The organism is Mesorhizobium sp. M1428 (assembly GCF_040317515.1).
GTDB lineage: Bacteria > Pseudomonadota > Alphaproteobacteria > Rhizobiales > Rhizobiaceae > Mesorhizobium.
The window spans coordinates 48485-68313 of sequence record NZ_JAMYKT010000016.1; the positions used below are offsets into that span (position 1 = coordinate 48485).

General features: G+C 59.3%; 18 protein-coding genes. 13 read left to right on the forward strand and 5 right to left on the reverse strand.

The window, feature by feature from the left end; translation table 11 throughout:
- The first annotated feature begins 10 nt into the window (after positions 1 to 10).
- The 9 genes from NKG60_RS21775 to NKG60_RS21815 all read left to right on the forward strand — a co-directional run bounded on the left by NKG60_RS21775 (position 11) and on the right by NKG60_RS21815 (position 9604).
- Positions 11 to 310 (forward strand): ferredoxin family protein, encoded by a 300-nt coding sequence (locus NKG60_RS21775; RefSeq protein ID WP_352457020.1) that lies wholly within the window; start codon positions 11 to 13, stop codon positions 308 to 310.
- Between the two features lie 176 nt (positions 311 to 486).
- Positions 487 to 2250 carry a nif-specific transcriptional activator NifA gene (gene nifA / locus NKG60_RS21780; RefSeq protein ID WP_352975524.1) on the forward strand — a complete coding sequence of 588 codons (1764 nt, stop codon included), beginning with the start codon at positions 487 to 489 and terminating at the stop codon, positions 2248 to 2250.
- Positions 2251 to 2488: 238 nt separating this feature from the next.
- Positions 2489 to 3967 (forward strand): nitrogenase cofactor biosynthesis protein NifB, encoded by a 1479-nt coding sequence (nifB, locus tag NKG60_RS21785; RefSeq protein WP_352975526.1) that lies wholly within the window; start codon positions 2489 to 2491, stop codon positions 3965 to 3967.
- A gap of 32 nt (positions 3968 to 3999) precedes the next feature.
- Positions 4000 to 4194, forward strand: a complete 195-nt coding sequence (locus tag NKG60_RS32310; protein WP_023678248.1) for a 4Fe-4S dicluster domain-containing protein — start codon at positions 4000 to 4002, stop codon at positions 4192 to 4194.
- 99 nt (positions 4195 to 4293) lie between these two features.
- Positions 4294 to 4614, forward strand: a complete 321-nt coding sequence (locus NKG60_RS21795) for a nitrogen fixation protein NifZ (protein WP_352450751.1) — start codon at positions 4294 to 4296, stop codon at positions 4612 to 4614.
- A complete protein-coding gene (gene nifT, locus NKG60_RS21800) occupies positions 4611 to 4823 on the forward strand; it encodes a putative nitrogen fixation protein NifT (RefSeq protein WP_023678250.1) in 213 nt (70 codons plus the stop codon). Before NKG60_RS21795 ends, nifT begins: the two co-directional genes overlap by 4 nt.
- Positions 4824 to 4861: 38 nt before the next feature.
- On the forward strand, positions 4862 to 5767 hold the full coding sequence (locus tag NKG60_RS21805; protein WP_352975529.1) for an SIR2 family NAD-dependent protein deacylase: 906 nt from the start codon (positions 4862 to 4864) through the stop codon (positions 5765 to 5767).
- A 73-nt stretch (positions 5768 to 5840) separates the two neighbouring features.
- Positions 5841 to 7709 carry an ABC transporter ATP-binding protein gene (locus NKG60_RS21810; protein ID WP_352975531.1) on the forward strand — a complete coding sequence of 623 codons (1869 nt, stop codon included), beginning with the start codon at positions 5841 to 5843 and terminating at the stop codon, positions 7707 to 7709.
- Positions 7709 to 9604 (forward strand): ABC transporter ATP-binding protein, encoded by a 1896-nt coding sequence (locus NKG60_RS21815; RefSeq protein WP_352975533.1) that lies wholly within the window; start codon positions 7709 to 7711, stop codon positions 9602 to 9604. Before NKG60_RS21810 ends, NKG60_RS21815 begins: the two co-directional genes overlap by 1 nt.
- A gap of 607 nt (positions 9605 to 10211) precedes the next feature.
- On the opposite strand, the gene NKG60_RS21820 is transcribed toward NKG60_RS21815, so the two are convergent.
- The 4 genes from NKG60_RS21820 to NKG60_RS21835 form a co-directional block, all read right to left on the reverse strand.
- Positions 10212 to 11252: an LLM class flavin-dependent oxidoreductase gene (locus NKG60_RS21820; RefSeq protein WP_352975535.1), complete on the reverse strand. Its 1041-nt coding sequence runs from the start codon at positions 11250 to 11252 to the stop codon at positions 10212 to 10214.
- Positions 11253 to 11343: 91 nt separating this feature from the next.
- Entirely contained in the window at positions 11344 to 12483 is a 1140-nt protein-coding gene (gene hisC, locus NKG60_RS21825) for a histidinol-phosphate transaminase (RefSeq protein WP_023678255.1), read from the reverse strand.
- A gap of 235 nt (positions 12484 to 12718) precedes the next feature.
- Positions 12719 to 14491, reverse strand: coding sequence for a nif-specific transcriptional activator NifA (gene nifA, locus NKG60_RS21830; RefSeq protein ID WP_502912322.1), 1773 nt, complete (start codon positions 14489 to 14491; stop codon positions 12719 to 12721).
- Between the two features lie 253 nt (positions 14492 to 14744).
- Complete coding sequence (locus NKG60_RS21835; protein WP_352591362.1) at positions 14745 to 14960, reverse strand: hypothetical protein; 216 nt, start codon at positions 14958 to 14960, stop codon at positions 14745 to 14747.
- A gap of 273 nt (positions 14961 to 15233) precedes the next feature.
- On the opposite strand from NKG60_RS21835, the gene NKG60_RS21840 reads away from it, so the two are divergent.
- The 4 genes from NKG60_RS21840 (at position 15234) to NKG60_RS21855 (ending at position 18407) form a co-directional block, all read left to right on the forward strand.
- On the forward strand, positions 15234 to 15443 hold the full coding sequence (locus tag NKG60_RS21840) for a hypothetical protein (protein WP_156937379.1): 210 nt from the start codon (positions 15234 to 15236) through the stop codon (positions 15441 to 15443).
- Between the two features lie 54 nt (positions 15444 to 15497).
- On the forward strand, positions 15498 to 16826 hold the full coding sequence (locus NKG60_RS21845) for a dicarboxylate/amino acid:cation symporter (protein WP_352591359.1): 1329 nt from the start codon (positions 15498 to 15500) through the stop codon (positions 16824 to 16826).
- Between the two features lie 302 nt (positions 16827 to 17128).
- A complete protein-coding gene (locus tag NKG60_RS21850; protein WP_023678260.1) occupies positions 17129 to 18160 on the forward strand; it encodes a LacI family DNA-binding transcriptional regulator in 1032 nt (343 codons plus the stop codon).
- A gap of 61 nt (positions 18161 to 18221) precedes the next feature.
- The gene (locus NKG60_RS21855; protein WP_352591356.1) at positions 18222 to 18407 is read left to right on the forward strand and encodes a hypothetical protein; all 186 of its coding nucleotides are present in this window, start codon (positions 18222 to 18224) and stop codon (positions 18405 to 18407) included.
- Positions 18408 to 18714: 307 nt separating this feature from the next.
- Here NKG60_RS21855 and NKG60_RS21860 read toward each other — a convergent pair whose 3' ends face one another.
- Positions 18715 to 19644 carry a LysR family transcriptional regulator gene (locus NKG60_RS21860; RefSeq protein WP_352591353.1) on the reverse strand — a complete coding sequence of 310 codons (930 nt, stop codon included), beginning with the start codon at positions 19642 to 19644 and terminating at the stop codon, positions 18715 to 18717.
- Positions 19645 to 19829: the final 185 nt, after the last annotated feature.

The window sequence follows — 19829 nt, forward strand, 5'->3', positions numbered from 1 at the left end:
GGGAGACGAAATGACGATCCCAGTGACGAAGTCACGTGTCGAGGACAAGCTTTACCAGAACCGCTACTTGGTGGATTCCGGCCGTCCGCATATCAAAGTGCGACCGCACGAGAGGCCAAGCGCGAACCTGCTCGCGCTGACCCACGTCTGCCCCGCGAAATGTTATGAGTTGAACGACAAAGGTCAAGTGGAGATCACTGCCGACGGCTGCATGGAGTGCGGCACCTGCCGGATTTTGTGTGAGACCAGTGGCGAGATCGAGTGGAACTATCCACGCGGCGGTTTCGGAGTCCTCTTCAAATTCGGATGACCGACGCACGCACGTATCAAGAGGGTTAGTCTTGGTGCACCTGAGGTCGCGACCAACGCCAAGTCTATCTTTTCTTGAATCGAAACGAAGAGAATCTCGTGAATACTGTGCTTTCAGAATTCAGACCCAGATACAAAAGGAGGAGCACTCTGGACGACAACCCCTGAGGTGTTTCCATGGCTCACGTACCGCAAGATCGGGTCGACGAGGTAGGACCTCGGGATACCCGCCCTGAACCGCCCATCAAAAGCATGCCCCAAGCAGATATCGCGCTCAGGGGACTCTACGAGATATCGAAGGTGCTGACCGCCCCCAGCGAGCTGGAGATTACGCTCGCCAATGTCGTGAACATCCTGCCTTCGTTTCTGCAGATGCGTCACGGAGCAATCGTCGTCCTGGACGCTGAAGGAGAGCCGGAGATTGCCGCAACTGCCGGCAACACCCACGCACCTCAACCAGGCACTCGCCGGGTCATACCACACGCCGTAACAGACCAAATCGTCGCCACGGGGACGCCGCTCTTGATACCGGACGTCAGCAAGTCCCAACTATTTCAGAATGACCTTCAAACGTCTTCGAGCAGCGGCACCATCCCGATTGCCTTTATCGGTATCCCGCTAAAGGCTGAGCATAAGATCCTTGGGACGTTGTCGATCGACCGCCCCGGAAACGGTGCCACCGACCTTCGCGACGACGAGGACACATACTTCCTGACGATGGTCGCCAACCTTGTCGGCCGGACCATCCGTCTCCATCGCATCCTGAGTACAGATCGTCAGCCGTCTGTCCATAAGCAATGGAGACCGGAGAAATCGCCCAACGAGGGGAGGACCTACGACCCTGCCCGGCATGCGGATGTCAAAATCGACGGGATCATCGGGGAAAGCCCCGCACTCAAGCAGGTGCTCGAAACCGTCTCGGTCGTAGCAGGGACCAATTCCACCGTGCTACTGCGGGGTGAAAGCGGCACCGGCAAGGAATTCTTTGCGCAAGCCATCCATAAGCTCTCACGTCGGAGGAAGAAGTCTTTCGTCAAATTGAACTGCGCCGCACTGTCTGAAAGCGTTCTTGAGTCAGAACTGTTTGGGCATGAAAAGGGCGCTTTCACGGGTGCTATCTCCCAGCGCGCCGGTCGTTTTGAATTGGCAAATGAGGGAACGCTGCTACTTGATGAAATCGGCGAGATTTCGCCGGCCTTTCAAGCCAAGCTGTTGCGTGTCTTGCAGGAAGGCGAGTTGGAGCGAGTCGGCGGCACCAAAACGCTACAGGTCGACGTGCGCCTCATATGCGCCACCAACAAGGACCTCGAGACGGCCGTCATAAAAGGGGAGTTCAGGGCCGACCTTTATTACCGCATCAATGTGGTGCCAATTATCCTGCCTCCGCTCAGAGAGCGACCCGGCGATATTCCACGCCTTGCGAACGCCTTCCTCAATCGATTCAACAAGGAGAACGATCGCGCACTCGCCTTCGCGCCGTCGGCGCTTGACCTGATCTCGCAATGCTACTTCCCTGGTAACGTCCGCGAGCTGGAGAACTGCGTCCAAAGGACGGCCACACTTGCGCGTTCAAGGACGATCACGCCATCCGATTTCGCCTGTAAGAAGAGCCAGTGCCTTTCCTGGCTCCTCTGGAAACGAGCCGACCGCTCGAATGGCGGCAATGCCATCGACGATCTCGCCCGGGTCAACGCAGTGCCGGCCGGACTGCGGCTGCCGGCCAGTTGCATCGGTGCCTCCGCAGGCAACGTATCTCCCCTTGCGGCCGGCGATCCGAACGATCCCGCTTGTCCCCCGCGTCTGACGGAACGCGACCGGCTGATCGACGCGATGGACAAGGCCGGTTGGGTTCAGGCCAGGGCGGCTCGTATCCTCGGCCTCACGCCGCGGCAAATCGGCTACGCGCTGCGCCGACATGGCATCGAGGTGAAGAAATTCTAGACGTCGTGATGACGTCAAACGTAAGCCCGGAGTAGTCTCCCTCACACTCTGCGCGCCCAAGGCTGGTAACCTTCGCGACCCGATTTGCTTGTCCACTGTCGGAAGCCCGACAAAGGTGTGTCGGAGCAATCCGACGGAATCAGACACGAAAGCACAATCGTGAACCAAAACCGCTCTTTGAGCTGGCATAGCTCTTGCGGTTTGAACTGCGACATTCACCCAGCAACGGAGCCGTTCGATGTCCGCACCGGCAATTTCGCTTGAGAGCCTCAGCACGACGTTCGGTGACCAGTTGCTTGCCACCGTGAAAGCCGGGGGCTGCGCGTCTTCGTCCTGCGGCTCGTCGATAAAGCCGGACGACACGGATCCGGCTATCTGGGAGAAGATCAAGGATCACCCCTGCTTTTCAGAAGAGGCGCATCACTATTTCGCGCGCATGCACGTCGCGGTCGCGCCCGGCTGCAATATCCAGTGCAACTACTGCAATCGCAAATATGACTGCGCCAACGAAAGCCGGCCTGGGGTGGTCTCCGAAAAGCTGACGCCCGACCAGGCGCTACGCAAGGTGATCGCGGTCGCCAACGAGGTGCCGCAGCTTTCCGTGCTCGGCATCGCCGGACCTGGCGATGCCTGTTACGATTGGAAGAAGACGAAGGCAACGTTCGAACGAGTCGCCAGGGAAATCCCAGACATCAAGTTTTGCATCTCCACGAATGGGCTCGCGCTGCCGGACCATGTCGATGAGCTTGCCGACATGAATGTCGATCACGTGACGATCACCATCAATATGGTCGACCCTGAGGTCGGTGCAAAGATCTATCCTTGGATCTTTTACGACCATCGCCGCTACGTCGGCATCGAAGCCGCCCGGATCCTGCACGAGCGGCAGATGTTGGGTCTGGAGATGCTGACCGCGCGCGGCATCCTCACCAAAATCAATTCGGTGATGATCCCCGGCGTGAACGATGAGCATCTGATCGAGGTGAATAGATGGGTCAAGGAGCGAGGCGCGTTCCTGCACAACCTCATGCCGCTGATTTCGGACCCGGCGCACGGCACGCACTACGGACTGAGCGGGCAACGCGGCCCAAACGCAATGGAGATGAAGGCTCTTCAGGATCGTGTCGAAGGCGGCGCCCAGTTGATGCGCCACTGCCGGCAGTGCCGGGCAGATGCCGTCGGCCTGCTCGGTGAGGATCGTGGCCAGGAATTCACAGTCGACCGAATTCCCGGCGAGGTCACCTACGATGCCAGCAATCGCAAGGCCTATCGGGAGCTGCTCGCGGAGGAGCGCCGTGATCACGTGGCGGCTAGGAGAGAAGCGACCGGATTGGTCAAGGCAGCGAGCCCCGGCAAGTCCCTTCTCTTCGCAGTGGCGACCAAGGGCGGCGGCCGCGTCAATGAACATTTCGGCCATGCGAAGGAATTCCAGGTTTACGAAGCCTCGCCGAGAGGGATCAGCTTTGTCGGGCATCGCAAGGTCGAGCAGTATTGTCTCGGCGGCTGGGGCGCAGAAGCCGCCCTGGATGGCGTCATCGCTGCGCTTGAGGGCATAGATGTCGTGCTGTGCGCCAAGATCGGAAACTGCCCGCAGGATCAGCTCGCCGACGCTGGAATCCAAGCCACCGACGCATATGCCCACGACTATATCGAGACCGCAATCAGCGCGATTTACGCGGCCGCGTCTGGGACCCCCGCACTCGCGGCGACGGCCTGAGCGCGTCTCATCCATTCGGACCAGGAGTTAAAATGGCTTTCAAGATCATCGCATCCCAATGCACCCAATGCGGCGCCTGCGAATTCGAGTGTCCCTCCGGCGCGATCAAGTTCAAAGGCGAGAGCTATGTGATCGAGCCGCAAAAGTGCACCGAGTGCGAGGGGGTCTTCGATGCGCAGCAATGTGCCTCGGTATGCCCGGTGCCGAAGACCTGCGTTCCTGCGTGACGAACATTGGGCTGCCGACATGGTCGGGGATGCCTTCGCAGGACGCCTGGAACGCCTTTGTTCACAATCTGCAGCCTCAAGAGAAATCAGGGAACGGACATGTCGCTCGGACGCGAAGAGGAGGTCGAAATCCGCAGGCCTCCACGATTCATGCCGGGAGAGCGGGTACGTGCCACTCGCCACATAAAAAATGACGGCACCTATCCTGGCAGGGAGATCGGCGAAAATCTCGTGCGGAAGGGCGACGAGGGATATGTGCGCGACATTGGCACCTTTCTCCAGCAGTTCTTCATCTATGCGGTCGAATGGATCGACCGTGGCACCGTCGTCGGCATGCGAGCGCGTGAACTGATGAGCCTCGACAAAGCCGAGGTGCCCTGCAGTGCTGATAGCAATACCAATGAAGGGACGGCCAGATGAAAGTCATGATCCGCAGGACCGATGCTGGCTTGTCGGCGTATGTCCCGAAGAAGGACCTCGAAGAGCCGATCATCAAGCTCGAGAAGGAAGAGTTGTGGGGCGGAACTGTGACGCTCAGGAACGGGTGGCGGCTCCTCCTACCCGATCTTCCACGGGATACGCGTCTGCCGATCACCGTCGAGGCAAGGAAGGTTTCCGAAGAGGACTGATGCTGCCCGTTCATAAGGTGCGTCGCGAGGAAACGAGCATGAACACGATCCTGACATCGGGCCACCTGGTCATCGTGCGGGACAGTTTTGCCGAAAAGCTGCTTGACCTGGCGAAGGAAGCGCTCGCCGCCGATGAGGTGATCCCCTATCTCGGTCCGGGTCTTCTTGGGTTCAACTGTGCGGAACCGCCTGTGCCGCATACGCCCGAGGTCGTTGCCGCGGCACTCAATGCACGGGCGCCAGCCCCTTCCAGGATCCGCACCAATATGTGGTCGGTTGCGCAGTTCATCGAACAGCGCCGGCATCGCCGGACGCTTCAAGCTTGGATGACCGACATATTCGCAGCGCCGATGGCGCCTACCCTCCTCCACGCCTGGCTCGCAAGGCTGCCGCTCTCCCTCATCGTCGACAGCTGGTACGACGGCGCGATGCGCACGGCTCTCGTAGAGACCGGCCGAACGGACGTCGTCGAGATCCAGGGCGTAACGCGGGCGAACGAAATCCGGGACATTTGGACGAAAACCTACGATTTGTCCGGGAGGGAACTCGACCCCCGATCGGGGGCAAAGACGGTTCTCTATACACCTCACGGGAGTATTAGGCCGGCGCAAAACTTTCTCGTCGCAGATTCCGACTATGTCGAAGTCCTGACCGAAATCGATATCCAGACACCGCTCCCAGACGTGGTGAAGGAACGGCGCATCACCCGTGGATTTTTCTTCGTTGGCTGCCGCTTCAACGATCAGATGCTGCGCACCTACGCCAGGCAGATCATGAAGCGCTCCCGAGGTCCACATTGCGCGGTAATGGACGCGGAAACGCTGACCAGAAACGAAGCGCGTTTCCTTGCGGCAAGCGGAATCACGGTGATCGACATGCCAGTAAGTGAAGCCGCGGCTCGGCTTATAGGAACGGGCACTGCTGCAGGTGGTGGACAGGATTAACAATGGCGGGCCCCTTTGATGATTGGTCCTTCGGCTTGCCTCGAAGGCGCAAAATGCAGTCGGGAATACACCCGTGAGCAGTGATGCTATCGGCAGCGCAACGAACGCTCTGAATTCGTTGACCCATGTGGAAGCGGCGCGCTGGGGCAGGGATTTGAGTACGCTGTTGCGTATCACGCGTATGAATTTGCGGCATCCCTGGCAGGTCGCCTTCGCTATGGGCTCGACGATCATGGCGGCAATCCTCCAGTTGCTCATTCCCCAGCTGCTCGGCCGGGCTGTCGACCAGACCCAGACAGCCATCGGGGGCGGTGTCGCGGGGACGGCGGCAGGACAAGCGCTCTGGACCCCGGCTCTCCTGCTGCTCGCCGTCAGCGCGCTACGCGGCCTTTTCACGATGGCGCAGAACTATTTTGCCGAAGCCGTCGGGCATCATGTCGCGTACGAACTGCGGCTCGCCTACTACGACAAGATCCAGCGTCTCAGCTTTTCCTTTCACGACCGGGTCCATTCAGGCGATCTGATCACCATCGGAATGCTCGATCTCCAAGGCGTGCGGATGTATTTTTCCACCGCGCTCGTTCGCGTGCTCCTGCTCACCATGCTGATCGGGATCGGCGCCTACATGATGATCTCGACCGATCCCATGCTCGGCCTGGTCGCGCTGAGCTTCGTGCCTTTTGTCGCCTGGCGCTCATCGGCCACACAGCTTAGGCTGCGCGCCACCTGGCTCGACCTGCATGAGCGGCTTTCGGTACTGAGCCGCGTGATGGAGGAAAATCTCGCAGGCATCCGCGTGGTCCGCGCTTTTGCGGCTCAAGCCTACGAGATGCTGAAGTTCGACGGCGCTTCCAAGAACGCGCTCGACCTCGCCCACGACCGCGTTGACATCTACGTGCCCAGCACGTCGGCGATGACCTTGTCCTTCTTTTTCGCAATGGGATTGGTGCTCTGGATCGGTGGCAGCAAGCTCGTCGCTGGCGAGATCAGCGTCGGAACGGTGGCGACCTTCCTGACCTTCATGACAATCCTGCAAATGCCAGTCCGCCAGATCGGCCTCATGGTCAATGCCTTTGCCCGCGCTTCTAGCTGCGGTTCGCGGCTTTTCGGTCTCCTCGACCAGGAGATCACAATCAGGGATGCTCTCGAGGCCAGACCGCTCGAGATAAGCGACGGCACTCTGCGCTTCCACAATGTCTCGTTTGCGTACCCCAGCGCCGAAAACCGCGCCATTTTGAAGAACCTCAGCTTTGAGGCCCGTAGAGGCGAGACGATCGCGATCGTCGGTCCGCCGGGTTCGGGCAAATCGACGATGGCTCATCTGGTCCCCCGCTTTTACGACGTGACCGGTGGCGCCGTCACGCTGGACGGCCAGGACGTACGCAATGTCACCCTCGCGACGCTTCGCAAGGCGGTCGCCGTCGTACAGCAGGATGCATTCCTATTCACCACTACGATCGAGAACAACATCGCTTATGGCGATCCCTGGGCGAAGAGACAGCGAATCGAACGCGCTGGCGAATTCGCCCAGCTCCACAACTACATCCTCGGGCTCCCAGCAGGCTACGAGACGGTCGTGGGCGAACGCGGCGTCTCTCTCTCTGGCGGCCAGCGCCAGCGTCTCACGATTGCTCGCACCATGATGCTGCGCCCCTCCGTCGTCGTTTTCGACGACTCAACGGCCGCGATCGATGCCGGCACCGAGCAGCGCATCCGCGCGGCGATGCGGCGCTTCGCCAAGGATCGGGTGACGATCATCATCGCGCACCGGCTGAGTGCGCTTGTGCATGCCGATCAGATCCTTTTTGTGGATAACGGCGAAATCGTAGAACGCGGCACGCATCAAGAGCTTTTGGCGAAGCGGGGACGCTACAGGGCCCTTTACGATCTCCAGACGCGCCCGGGTGATGACAATATGACCCAGTATGGGGGCGCCCGCTGATGGCGCAGGGCCGCGCCGGCGAAGTCGAAGCCGAACGTGACGACGGTAGACGCCCTCCGCGCGCGGTTGTCGGCTCGCACCGCATCGAGGAGGAGATGTTCGGCCGGGCTTTCGACAAGAGCATCCTCCGGCGCATCGGGGCTTTCGTCCGTCCCTATCGAGCCAGGGTAGTCATCACGATTGCAGCAATGCTGATCTTCACCGGGACGCAGCTTCTCATCCCGTTGATCATCCGCTACGCGCTCGACCAGGGCATGAACCCGGCAAGGACCGATCGCTCAGCCCAGCTCGCGGCCGTCGGCGCGTTCGTTTTGGCGATTTTGGTCAATTTCGCTGCCGGCTACATGCAGGAAACCGTGGTTGGGAAAGTGGCCGAAACTGTCCTGTTCGACATCCGCCGCGCCATGTTTGGCCATCTGCAGAAGGTTTCGCTCTCCTTCATGGACAAGACCGAGGTCGGACGCCTCATGTCGCGCCTGCAAGGCGACGTCAACTCCATACAGGAATTCCTCGAAACCTCGGTATATTCCGTAGGCGATGTTGCGCTTCTCTTCGGCATCGTTTTCGTAATGCTGTGGCTCGACTTCCGCCTCGGCCTCCTGACGCTCTCGGTTCTGCCGGTCCTGGTGATCGTCCGCATTGTCTGGCTGCCGCGTGCCCGCGCCGCCTTCATGGCTGCACACGAGACTAATTCCGTCGTCAACGGCGCGCTGGCCGAAGCCATTCACGGCGTGCGCACCGTCCAGTCCATGGACCGCCAGCAGGTGAATTTCATCCTTTTTGACGACAAGGCCCATGCCAACCTCAGGACCCACCTGATCGCTGCCAAATATGCACTGGTCATGGTGCCTATCGTCGATGGCCTCACCGGCCTCGCCATGGCCGCCGTTATTGTGGTCGGCGGCTCGATGGTCATGAATGGCCGAATAGATGTGGGCGTATTGGTTGCCTACCTATTTTACATCCAGCGCTTCTTTGACCCGATCCGCTCACTCACCCTGCAATATTCGGTCATGCAGCGCGCCATGGCCTCAGGCAAGCGCCTGACCGATGTGCTCGACGTCAAGATCGATGTTCAGGACAAACCCAATGCCGAGGTGCTTTCGCCCGAAATGGACGGCTCGGTCGAGTTTAGGGACGTCACCTTCGGCTACAATCCGAACCGTTCGGTGCTGAAAAATGTCTCCTTCCGGGTCAATCCCGGCGAGACGGTCGCACTGGTCGGGCCGAGCGGTTCCGGCAAATCGAGCGCGATGGCCCTGGTCCACCGCTTCTATGATGTTCAGCAGGGCCAAGTGCTGGTCGGCGGACATGATGTGCGCGATCTCACCCAGGAATCGCTCGGCCGCCAGGTCGCCATGGTGCTGCAGGAGCCGTTCCTGTTCACCGGGACGGTCTTCGAGAACATTCGATACCACAAGACGGAAGCCACGCGCGACAAGGTGATCGAGGCCGCCAAGGCGGTCGGCGCCCACGACTTCATCATGAGCCTCGCCGACGGGTATGAGACCCAACTTGGCGAACGCGGCGACAACTTATCTCTCGGCCAGCGCCAGCTTATCAGTTTCGCCCGCGCCCTAGTCGCCGACGCCAAGATCCTCGTGCTCGACGAAGCTACCGCCAACATCGACAGCTACACGGAAATGCAGATTCAGAAGGCTCTGATAAAGCTGCTTGAAGGGCGCACTGGCCTCGTCATCGCCCACCGTCTTGCCACGATCCGGGGTGCCGACCGCATCATCGTGCTTCAGAATGGCCAAGTTATTGCGACTGGCAACCACGATCAGCTAATAGCCATGGGGGGCCTGTATTCAAAACTCTACAATCTCAACTACGCCTCCTTCGACGATATTCCCGAACACGATACGACCGTACAAGCCGGCTCCCAGACCTGACGTCTTGGCGGCCTTGTGGTACTGGCATTGACTTCGGGCGTGCCGGCGGACACAAGGCCGCCGCAGACGAGGAAGCAGGCAGCATTCATGCAAAGCACTCGCGCAGATCGTGAAGACCGGCTGCGAACGATTTCCTCCAGCATCGTTATCCGACCGCGGTGCACCCGCGACATCGGGCGAACTCGCTCCAGGTGGTGTCGCTCGGCGTAGCAAAGCCGCTCGCGAGCGCGCCCTCAACAGCGCCGTAGCGAGTGACGGCTTTGCTACCGCCGAGCTGCTGATGAAGCTGGATCTGGGGGCCGCACCGGCGCCGCCCCTGGCGAGAAGAACCTCTGCGGCGGGCTATGGGCAACGACTAGCGCGAGCGCGACGAGCAGACGCGCCCGCATCGTGACGCGCTCGGCCATCATCTCCTTAGGATCGTGCAGGTTCACACGATGGCCCAGACGCCAGCCAACGCACAAACCTGGTAATCTGTGCCGCCGGCTCGTCGTCAGTTTGGCCTCCCTCCCGATTGCCCGCCCCCACCACTTGCACGCTCGAGCACGTGGATGTGAGGGAGCGCTGTTACTACGATTTAATTCAGATCAGACCGCCAATTTCACGGTCAGACAAGTCGAGCCATGATTTCGGATTGAATGGTCGTCGCGGTGTACAGGGAAGCATCTAGCGGCAGATTTCCAAATGCCAGTTGACAAAGCAGGTAGTTGGCACCTGCCTCTTCCAACTGATCTAACAGAGCTTTTCGCACAGATTCTGCTGATCCTACCACGCACAGTTCACGCTCTACTGCCTCATCGAAGGTCAGCGGCAGGTTTGGTGGAGTCGGGATGGCATTAAGCTCGTAAAGGAATTGGAAGCTCTTGAGCCATCGTTCGTAAGCAGGTGCCGCGAGCGAATAGGCATGTGTGTCACAACGCCCAACCACCACCATTCGGAGCAATCCAATAAATAGCGCTCGATCGCCCGTGTCAGTGTTGTCCTCTCGATAGGCGCGGAAGGCATCTGTAGTTTTGCGAACAGAAGAGGAAGGCCCTACACACGCGATGTTTGCTCCATTCGCAGCGGCCCAGGCTGCGGACTCGGGTCGATTGGCGGCGACCCATGTCGGCGGATGTGGACGCTGATGAGGTCTTAGCGTCAAAGGAACGTCATTGAGCTCAAAATGGCGGCCTTGATAGCACAGCGTGCCAACCTTCATCGCATTAACAAGTATTTCAACAAGAATTTCGCTGGCTTCCGCATAGCGGCCCGGCACCGCGTCCGCACCAATCCCGAAGTAACCCAATTCGATCGGGAGAGCACCGCGCCCTATGCCCAGTTCGAGCCTGCCACCGCTCAACTGGTCCAGCATACAGATCTCTTCGAACGCACGCAGCGGATGATAAAGCGCAAGCAGCATCACCAAGGGTCCGAGACGCAGGCGCCGGGTGCGCTGGGCGACGCTCGATAAGAACAGATTCGGCGATGGACCTCTCCCATGAGGGGTACAGTGGTGCTCTGCGAGATGATAGGCATAGAACCCTAGCTGATCGCACGCCTCTGCTAATATCAGGCGATCTTCGTACTGCCGGGCGATATCGAGGCCGTCCTCGTCCAGATGATCGAAGATGCCGAAGGCTAGGTTTGAAGGAAAGACGTTTGTCACTCGATATTGTCCCCGATTTTAAAGAAAAATGTTGTCGTGCTTGGGTGACCAAGCAAGCCTAAAGATAGCAATGTGTGATATCGGATTAGCGTCAGCGTACCGAACGAGCAGAGCCTGACGCTCCCCTGCCCGTGGTGCTTGGTATGTTTAAGCTTCCAACTATATCGCGAGCGGCAGCAAGAAATGCATCCAATTGCTCTTTTGTGCCGATGCTGACGCGGATGCAATGTTCCAAACCATTGTCCGGAAAGTAGGCAACGAGTATCTTTTGCCTTTCCAAGGCTGCTTGCCACCATGAGCCGTCCTGTCCCGCTGGCACACGGGCTAGCAAGAAATTTGCGTGGGAGGGCGTTACGGAAAATCCAAGTTGCGACAGTGCGGCTGTCACTCGCTGTCGTTCATGTCTGATGTGCTTGTGGTTCTCTGCGTAGGCGCCGCGATGCGCAAGCACGCTGATACCAACCGCATGCCCGATCACGTTCATGTTGAAGACGTTCTGGATGTTGCGCAGCCTGCCAATAATCTCAGGGTGACCGAAACCGAAACCGACGCGAATGCCGGCGGCGGCATAGCTCTTCGAAAATGTTCTCAAGATCAGAAGGTTCGAATATCGGTTGATGAGGCGCAGCCCGTGATCGGGTGCAAAGTCGACATAGGCCTCATCAAGGACGACCAGGCGATCCGATTGTGCCACGAGGCGTTCGATATTGCTTATCGAGAGGAATGTTCCGGTCGGATTGTTTGGATTGGCCACCAGAATGAACTTGGCGTCTTTTGCCGGACCGGAAAGCAATTGCTCCATTGGCAGCGAATGAGTTTGACATCCGATCTCGAGAAACTCAGCACCATGCAACATGGCAAGTTTGCGGTTGAACGAAAACCCTGGCGATATCATCGCCACCTTGTCGCCAGGGGCGAGGAAAGCTCTGTAGATGAGTCCGAGCAGTTCAGACGACCCGTTGCCTGCGATGACCTGATCCGTGGATACCCCATAGGTATTGGACGCTGCTTCCCTCAAGCTGATGTTATCGTCGTCCGGATACAGATACTGGCGATTTAGGGCCGCCACTGCACTTTGCATTATGATTGGCGGCAACGGAAACGGGTTCTCATTCGTATTCAGCTTGACAAAACTTTTGTCCGGCGCTGGTCCGTTGGACGGCAGAGCATCTAACTGTCGCGTCCCTTGCGGAAGAGACGAAAGCACAGCTTGCAGTTTTGCATCGGACATATTTTATCTCCGTTTCAGTCGCACAGGGGCATCCGTATGAGCTCGCAACGAGAGCAACATGGCGGACGGATTGACGATGGCAGCGTCGCCTTTCACAAGATGGTCGCAACGCCGGCTGCCACGGGAATTCGGCCAGGCTGTCCTCGGTCGAATCGACTTGACGCGGACGCGGATCTGCATCCCTGCGCGGGCCAAGCCGCTAAGCGGTCTCAGCTAATCCGCCTGGGTCATGCTTTCACAGACGCTTGACCTCGATGCCGTATTTCCTCAGCACGTAGCCAATCTGGCGCGGGGTCAGTCCAAGCAGGCGCGCCGCCTTTGCCTGCACCCAGCCACATCTTTCCATGGCAGCAATGACGCGCTCGGCGTCGGTGGTCCTCGCGCCCAATGAGTGGGTTGCTCCGGCAGGCGGGACTGTGGTGGCGGCCGAACGAGCGGCCGCATCCGGCGGCGTGGCCGGATTCACTGCCTCTGGGAGGATCGGCGCTGGTTGCAGCGCGGCCTTGCCCGATCTGCTCTTCCGCAGCGCCTCGGCAAAGCATTGGTCGTGGGAGCACGCAAAGTCGTTTCTCCCGATTGATCGTCCCTCCGCCAGGATCGCTGTCCGGTGCACGCAATTTTCAAGCTCGCGAATGTTGCCGGGAAATTCACATTTCATCAGTACTTCAATTGCACGCGCATCGAAGGTCAGCGTACGGCCGTTCTCATCGTTGAAATTCTTGAGAAACTCAGCTGCGAGGAGCGGAATATCGCTGCGCCTTTGGCGTAATGCCGGCACCAGCAAGGGAACCACGTTGATGCGATAATATAGGTCGGCGCGGAACTCATTCCTTGCAACCGCCTCTTCAAGGTTCCTGTTCGTGGCGGCAATCACGCGAACGTCGACCTTGATGGTCTGGTTGCTGCCGACGCGCTCAAACTCCTGCTCCTGCAGCACGCGCAGTAGCTTTGCCTGGAAGGAGGCCGAGATCTCGCCGATCTCATCCAGAAACAACGTCCCCTTGTCGGCGAGCTCAAAGCGACCCTTGCGGGAATTGAACGCGCTTGTGAAGGCACCCTTCTCATGACCGAACAATTCGGATTCCAGGACTGTCTCTGGCAGCGCTGCACAATTGAGTTTGATGAAGGGCCGCTTGGCGCGCGGCGACAACTCGTGAATTGCCTTGGCGACCAGCTCCTTCCCGGTACCGGATTCGCCTCGCAACAGAACCGTGGTCTTTGCCTTAGCTACCACTGCGATCTTCTCGAGCAGCGCGCTTAGCGCCGGACTATCGCCAATCATCCCCTTGACGTGAACCTTCTTGCGCGGCGGTGCAGGGTGCTTGACATCAGAGAATTGCGTTTGCAGCCGATCTTCCACCTCTGTCGGTCGTTCGCGGTCGCCCGCGGAGAAGCGGTGCAACTTGACTGTCTGTCCCACCATGTTGGCGATCATGGTGAGCAGCCGGACATCATAATCGAGCCGATACGTTGACCTGCTGTCCAAGGCGCGGTCGATAGTCAGCGTGCCTACGGCGTTCCCATCAACACGAATGGGAACGCCAATGAACGACACGGGGTCGGAGGCCCCAAGCACCTCTATGTCAGCGGCAGTGAAGGCCGAATGCACCGCTATGTTCTCGGCGACGAGCGGCGTGTCCGTCGTCACAATCAGATCGATTGCCTTGCGCGGCAGGCGCATCCGGGAGCGCTCATCGCTGTTCTCGTCGCAGCCGGTGACTACGGTGATGTCCAGTGCGCCCTCAGCGTCGAAGAGAGCGATGATGCCGTGCCGCATCTGCACAAACGAGGGCAGGAGATCGACGACCTTGGCCAACGTGACTTCGAGCCGGGCGGGGTCGGTGAGTACTTTCGATATTTCGAAGATGCCGATAAGCGCGTGCTCGTGCGATGGCACAAAAGGGACCGCGGTGTTCATCTCGGACTTTGGGTAAGCCCTTTTCGCATCCGGAAGCGAAATGCGGCACTCGCTGGCATTTTGTTCTGATTTGGGAATGTTGTGGTGCATATGATCCTCGATCTCGCGCCATGAAATGCATGCCGGCGGCATGTGCGCCCGCGACGTCGCGGGCAAGCGCGAAAATGCTCTGACGTGAACTCGTGCCACCGCCGTGTGGTCGAGTGCAAAGCGGGTCGACCCCTGACGCATCGCTTGGCTCTCCCTCCACGAAGCTTGGCCACGTTCTCGGCTTGCACGGGGGCAACCACACGTTGATTTTCAAAAGACTGGAGCGAGGCGGGATAGTCAATCGAGCTTTCTTTCATTCGTGAAAGGAAACCTCGCGGCCTATGATAGAATTCATCAGTTCTAATTTTTTGTCGGCGATGTTGAACGACAGAAATACGGCGCCGGCGATGCGGTGCCTGAGCGGCTGACCGCGCCGAGTATAAATTGCCGGGCCGTGCCATTCACCAGCGCTTGCGAACCAGGGGCGGGAGCGATAATCACTGCCGACGACACTGGTCGGTCGCGGCAACCGCCATTTCCTCGATATTGATGACACAGATAAGGCGGCGGCGTCGCGTGTGAAGGCGCGAAGGTGGCGGTCGAGCGCGGCTTTCTCGGCGGTGCTCGGAACTTCTGAACCGCATCGTCGCGGTCAGCACCAGCGGCGTCAATCCCTACGTCTCGACGTCGCTTTCAAGCTGTCGCTGCAGCGGCAGCGCGGCAAAGAACACGGCAATTCTCCGCTCTGGTGCCAGCGATGCGGCCCTTCCCAAAGTCGGCAAACCGAGGAGCCCACCACGATGTGCAGCAAAACCGCAAGCCAGAGAGATCGACCGGCAATCTGCCGGAGAACATCAAGCGCGTGCTGGACGGCGGCCTTGTCATTCCCGTCTTGTGCCACCGCATTCATCCCATCATTGGCGAGCCCAACGTCAGTTCAGGTCATGCGGATCCATTTGGCATGGGTATTGCGGCGGCGTTGGTGCAGCGTTCGACCGGAGCGCCGCGATAGGGAGAAGCCCGGGAGAAGTCACGCCACCTCGATCCGGTCAGGGAGAGAGAAACAGTGTCAGCTGCACAAGTCCGCGGCGCGAGTCCCGCGCCCCGCAAACCCTTCTATGCCAAGCTTTACGCGCAGGTGCTTGCCGCCATCGCCCTCGGCGTCGCAATTGGCTATTTCTATCCGGGAACCGGCGAGAGCCTGAAGCCGCTGGGTGATGCCTTCATCAAGCTGGTCAAGATGATCATCGCGCCTGTCATCTTCCTGACAATTGCGACCGGCATTGCCGGCATGAACGATCTTCACAAGGTCGGCCGGGTCGCCGGCAAGGCAATGGTCTATTTCCTCACCTTCTCGACGCTCGCGCTGATCGTCGGCCTGATCGTCGCCAATGTCGTCCAGCCTGGCGCCGGCCTCAACATCGATCCGGCCTCGCTCGATGTCCAGGCCGTGAATACCTATGCCGCAAAGGCCCACGAGCAGTCGGTCACCGGCTTCCTGATGAACATCATCCCGCCAACGATAGTCGGCGCCTTCGCGGAAGGCGACATCCTGCAGGTGCTGTTCTTCTCGGTTCTGTTCGGCATGGCGCTCGCGATGGCCGGAGAGACGGGCAAGCCTGTCGTTTCCTTCCTTCAGGCGCTCATCGCGCCTGTCTTCAAGCTCGTCGGCATTCTGATGAAAGCCGCGCCGATCGGCGCTTTCGGCGCAATGGCCTTCACCATCGGCAGATATGGCATCGGTTCGGTCGTCAACCTCGCGATGCTGGTCGCGACGTTCTATTTCACCGCCTTCCTCTTCGTGTTCGGGGTTCTCGGCGCGGTCTGCCGCTACAACGGCTTTTCGATCTGTTCTCTCATTCGCTACATCAAGGAAGAGCTGCTGCTTGTCCTCGCAACGTCCTCCTCGGAGGCCGCGCTCCCCTCGCTCATGCAGAAGATGGAGAAGGCGGGCGCCAGGCGTTCGGTTGTGGGTCTCGTCATCCCGGCCGGATATTCGTTCAATCTGGACGGCACGAATATCTACATGACCCTGGCGGCCCTCTTCATCGCGCAGGCGACGAACACGGATCTGTCAATCGGCGATCAGGTGCTGCTGCTGCTCGTTGCGATGCTTTCCTCCAAGGGCGCTGCAGGTGTAACAGGTGCGGGCTTCATCACCCTGGCTGCTACGCTCGCCGTAGTTCCGAGTGTTCCCGTTGCTGGGATGGCACTGATACTCGGCATCGACCGCTTCATGTCCGAATGCCGGGCGCTGACGAATTGCGTCGGCAACGCAGTGGCATCCCTCGTCGTTGCCCGCTGGGAAGGAGAATTGGACCGAGCGCAGATGAAAGCCGCCTTCTCCGGTCATCAGCTTGCCGAGGCATCAAACCGGCTATCCTCCGCCGAGTAAGGGCGACGCACCGCGACCGGTTTCGCCAAGCTGGTCACATGACCTGAACGATCGACTCGCAGGCTCTAAACGGCGCCTCACGGACCATGTATCAGAAGCGCTAAATGTGTGAGTGCAAATCGTCGCCGCCCTAAGCGAATGAACCTTCTGTTATACCCGGCCGGTCTACGTCTGGAGTAGTCCAATACGCTGTCGATCATTCAGTATGCGGGCGTCTTCACTTTGCCCACCCGAAACCATTGTCGAATCGCGCTAGGTGACAGAGAGCCAGCCTGCGTCAAAAACCAATCAGAATAGGACCCATGACCAAGCGCCCCACAATTGCCGATCTCGCCCGCGAAGCCCGAGTCAGCGTAGCAACGGTCGATCGGGTTCTGAACGCCCGCCATCCGGTGCGCGAGGAGACCGCGCGGCGGGTCCACGACGCCGCCCACGCGATCGGCTATCATGCTGCCGGGCTCATCAAGCAGCGCTTGCGGCGAGACCTACCGTGCTACCGTCTGGGCTTCATCTTGAGAAAACCGGCCCAGCATTTTTACCAAGACTTTGCGCGCGAGGTCGAAGCGTCGGTCAATTTGGCCCAGTCCTTCCACGGCATTCCGCTCATCCAATTCGCCCCGTCACATATGCCGAGCGACCTAATCGCACCGCTCAAGGATTTGGGCGCACGCTGCCATGCGATCGCGATGGTGGCACCGGACCACCCAAAAATTACAGCAGCGGTTGAGGACCTCAAGGCCAAAGGCATTCCGGTTTTCTCGCTGCTTTCCGACTTCGCCGCCGGCGTGCGACAGGGCTATATCGGCCTCAACAACCGCAAGGTGGGGCGCACGGCCGCTTGGATGGTGTCCAAGGTCGCAAAACGGCCCGGCAAGGTGGCGGTGTTTGTCGGTAGCCATCGTTTCCAGGGGCACGAGCTCCGTGACGTCGGCTTTCGCTCCTATTGCCGTGAGAACGCGCCGACGTTCGAGGTGCTCGATCCGCTTGTGAACCTGGAGAAACGGCAGGTCACCTACGAGGCAACGCTTGATCTCATGCAGCGGGAACCCGAGCTCGTCGGCTTCTATGTCGCCGGGGGCGGCATGGAGGGCGCCATCTCCGCGGTCCGGGAAGAGGGTAAAAGTCGCGATCTCGTCGCGATCGTGAATGAAATCACGCCGGAATCTCGGGCGGCACTCGCTGATAACATCATCACGATGGCGGTCGCCACGCCAATGCGCCGGCTTTCCCAGGAGCTGATAACGCTGATGACGCGGGCTATCGAGACCGGCACTGCTGAAACACCAGGACAGACATTTCTGCCGTTCGATATTCATCTGCCGGAAAATATATGAAACTGATGGCTTCTATCGTAAGCGGGGAAGTTTCCTTTCATAAATGAGAGAAAGTTGATTGATGATCCCATCCACGCGGGGTAGCCGCACCCCACAGGCCTCAGCCGCGGCCCAGGATGAAGCGCCAATTGGTGAGCGGATCGGCCACGCGTTCAGGCGGAAGCGCGAGGTCGCGACCGGCTTCATTGCCAACATCTCGACGTTGTCGGTCCAGGGCGGTGTCGTCAAGGATGCCTCACGCCAGTAGCCGAGCGAGGCCGGCACAGTCCATTGGGATTGACCTCGTCGACCGGCATCTCCTCGCCTGGCCGCGCGTGAAAAGCCGCGGCAAGGCCGGCAAAGTTGGCATTTGAGTGGGGCTAGACATCTTCTGGGACTTCGCACGCGAAATCGGAGGCGGCAGTCAACTCAGCACCAACCCGGGCATGTGTTCTGCTCGTTCCTGGCCCTCGTACTCAGCAAGGAACTGCGCCGCTCTGCCGAGCCAAAGGCCTGACGCCCGAATGGCAACCGCTCCTACGCGATCGCGACCGCCTCCGGGAAGCCCGAGACGCTCAATAGCTTTCAAGCAAAGGCGCCAGGCGAGATGCCTCCTGCAACATCATTTCCCGCATCCACAGGCTTGCCGGATCAGTATTGTGAAGCGCGGGCCATTGGACGGCCTCCGTGAATGCGGGATGAGGAAGTGGCGGCGGAAGTTCGACGATCCGCAGGGGTGTTGTTTTTGCGAAATGCTGCGCCAGCCGTAAGGGCATGGTCCCGATGCGGTTGGTGCCTGATAGGACGGGCGCGATCAGGCTAAAGCCCTGTACGACGACCTCGATACGTCTCTCGAAACCGTGCTCGAGCAAATACCACTCCTCCATGGTGGGCTGCCGGGTGTGCCTGAATTTGAGCACGACATGCCCCATCGACAAGTATCGCTCGAATGTAAGTGGCTCTGACAGCTGCTTGTTCGTGCCGCAGCCTACGCATACGAGCATATCTTCGAACAGGGCTGCGCGAGGATGTTTCGACATGAACACTTCCGGCATAATCAGAAAATCAACGTCGCCGCGCCGGAGAAGCTCCTCGGGGTCGTCGCAAATAGGCAGACATTCGAAGCGGACGGCGGGAGCTTCCCGCGCAGTACGCTCTACGATCCTCTTAAAAAGCACGAGCGTGAGGTAATCGGAAAGCATGATTCGGAAGAGACGATCCGATTGGGCTGGGTTAAAGGCGTCGGAGGAAATAATCGATAGCTGGATGTGCAGCAATGCGTCCCGGACTGCTGGGGCAAGCCCCTCCGCGCGCGGTGTCAAAATGAGCTCGCGGCCGTTCATCGTAAATAGCTCATTGCTGAAGTAGGCGCGTAACCGAGCGACGGCGGCGCTCATGGCCGGCTGGCTCAGGTTAATACTGTTGGCCGCGGCAGTGACTTTACGCTCCCTGATCAGAGCGTCCAGCACAACGAGGAGATTCAGATCCAGCCCCTTAAACCGCATATCCTGATCTATCCAGCGTGTGGATGGGCATCATCTAAACAATCAATTTTACGAATTTACGAACCATGCATTAGAGGAACGTAAATGACCGACGTCAAGCTCAAATCGACGGCGCCGCGACGGGCGGGAACATCGAGAGAGCTCATTGGCGAGCCCCACCGGCTGGCTCACCTTCGCTAACGACA

Bases quoted from the DNA above. Each gene is read 5' to 3' on its own strand.
- NKG60_RS21775 (WP_352457020.1), top strand. From the start codon at position 11: ATGACGATCCCAGTGACGAAGTCACGTGTCGAGGACAAGCTTTACCAG.
- nifA (WP_352975524.1), top strand. From the start codon at position 487: ATGGCTCACGTACCGCAAGATCGGGTCGACGAGGTAGGACCTCGGGAT.
- nifB (WP_352975526.1), top strand. From the start codon at position 2,489: ATGTCCGCACCGGCAATTTCGCTTGAGAGCCTCAGCACGACGTTCGGT.
- NKG60_RS32310 (WP_023678248.1), top strand. From the start codon at position 4,000: ATGGCTTTCAAGATCATCGCATCCCAATGCACCCAATGCGGCGCCTGC.
- NKG60_RS21795 (WP_352450751.1), top strand. From the start codon at position 4,294: ATGTCGCTCGGACGCGAAGAGGAGGTCGAAATCCGCAGGCCTCCACGA.
- nifT (WP_023678250.1), top strand. From the start codon at position 4,611: ATGAAAGTCATGATCCGCAGGACCGATGCTGGCTTGTCGGCGTATGTC.
- NKG60_RS21805 (WP_352975529.1), top strand. From the start codon at position 4,862: ATGAACACGATCCTGACATCGGGCCACCTGGTCATCGTGCGGGACAGT.
- NKG60_RS21815 (WP_352975533.1), top strand. From the start codon at position 7,709: ATGGCGCAGGGCCGCGCCGGCGAAGTCGAAGCCGAACGTGACGACGGT.
- hisC (WP_023678255.1), bottom strand. From the start codon at position 12,483: ATGTCCGATGCAAAACTGCAAGCTGTGCTTTCGTCTCTTCCGCAAGGG.
- nifA (WP_502912322.1), bottom strand. From the start codon at position 14,491: ATGCACCACAACATTCCCAAATCAGAACAAAATGCCAGCGAGTGCCGC.
- NKG60_RS21850 (WP_023678260.1), top strand. From the start codon at position 17,129: ATGACCAAGCGCCCCACAATTGCCGATCTCGCCCGCGAAGCCCGAGTC.
- NKG60_RS21855 (WP_352591356.1), top strand. From the start codon at position 18,222: ATGATCCCATCCACGCGGGGTAGCCGCACCCCACAGGCCTCAGCCGCG.
- NKG60_RS21860 (WP_352591353.1), bottom strand. From the start codon at position 19,644: ATGCGGTTTAAGGGGCTGGATCTGAATCTCCTCGTTGTGCTGGACGCT.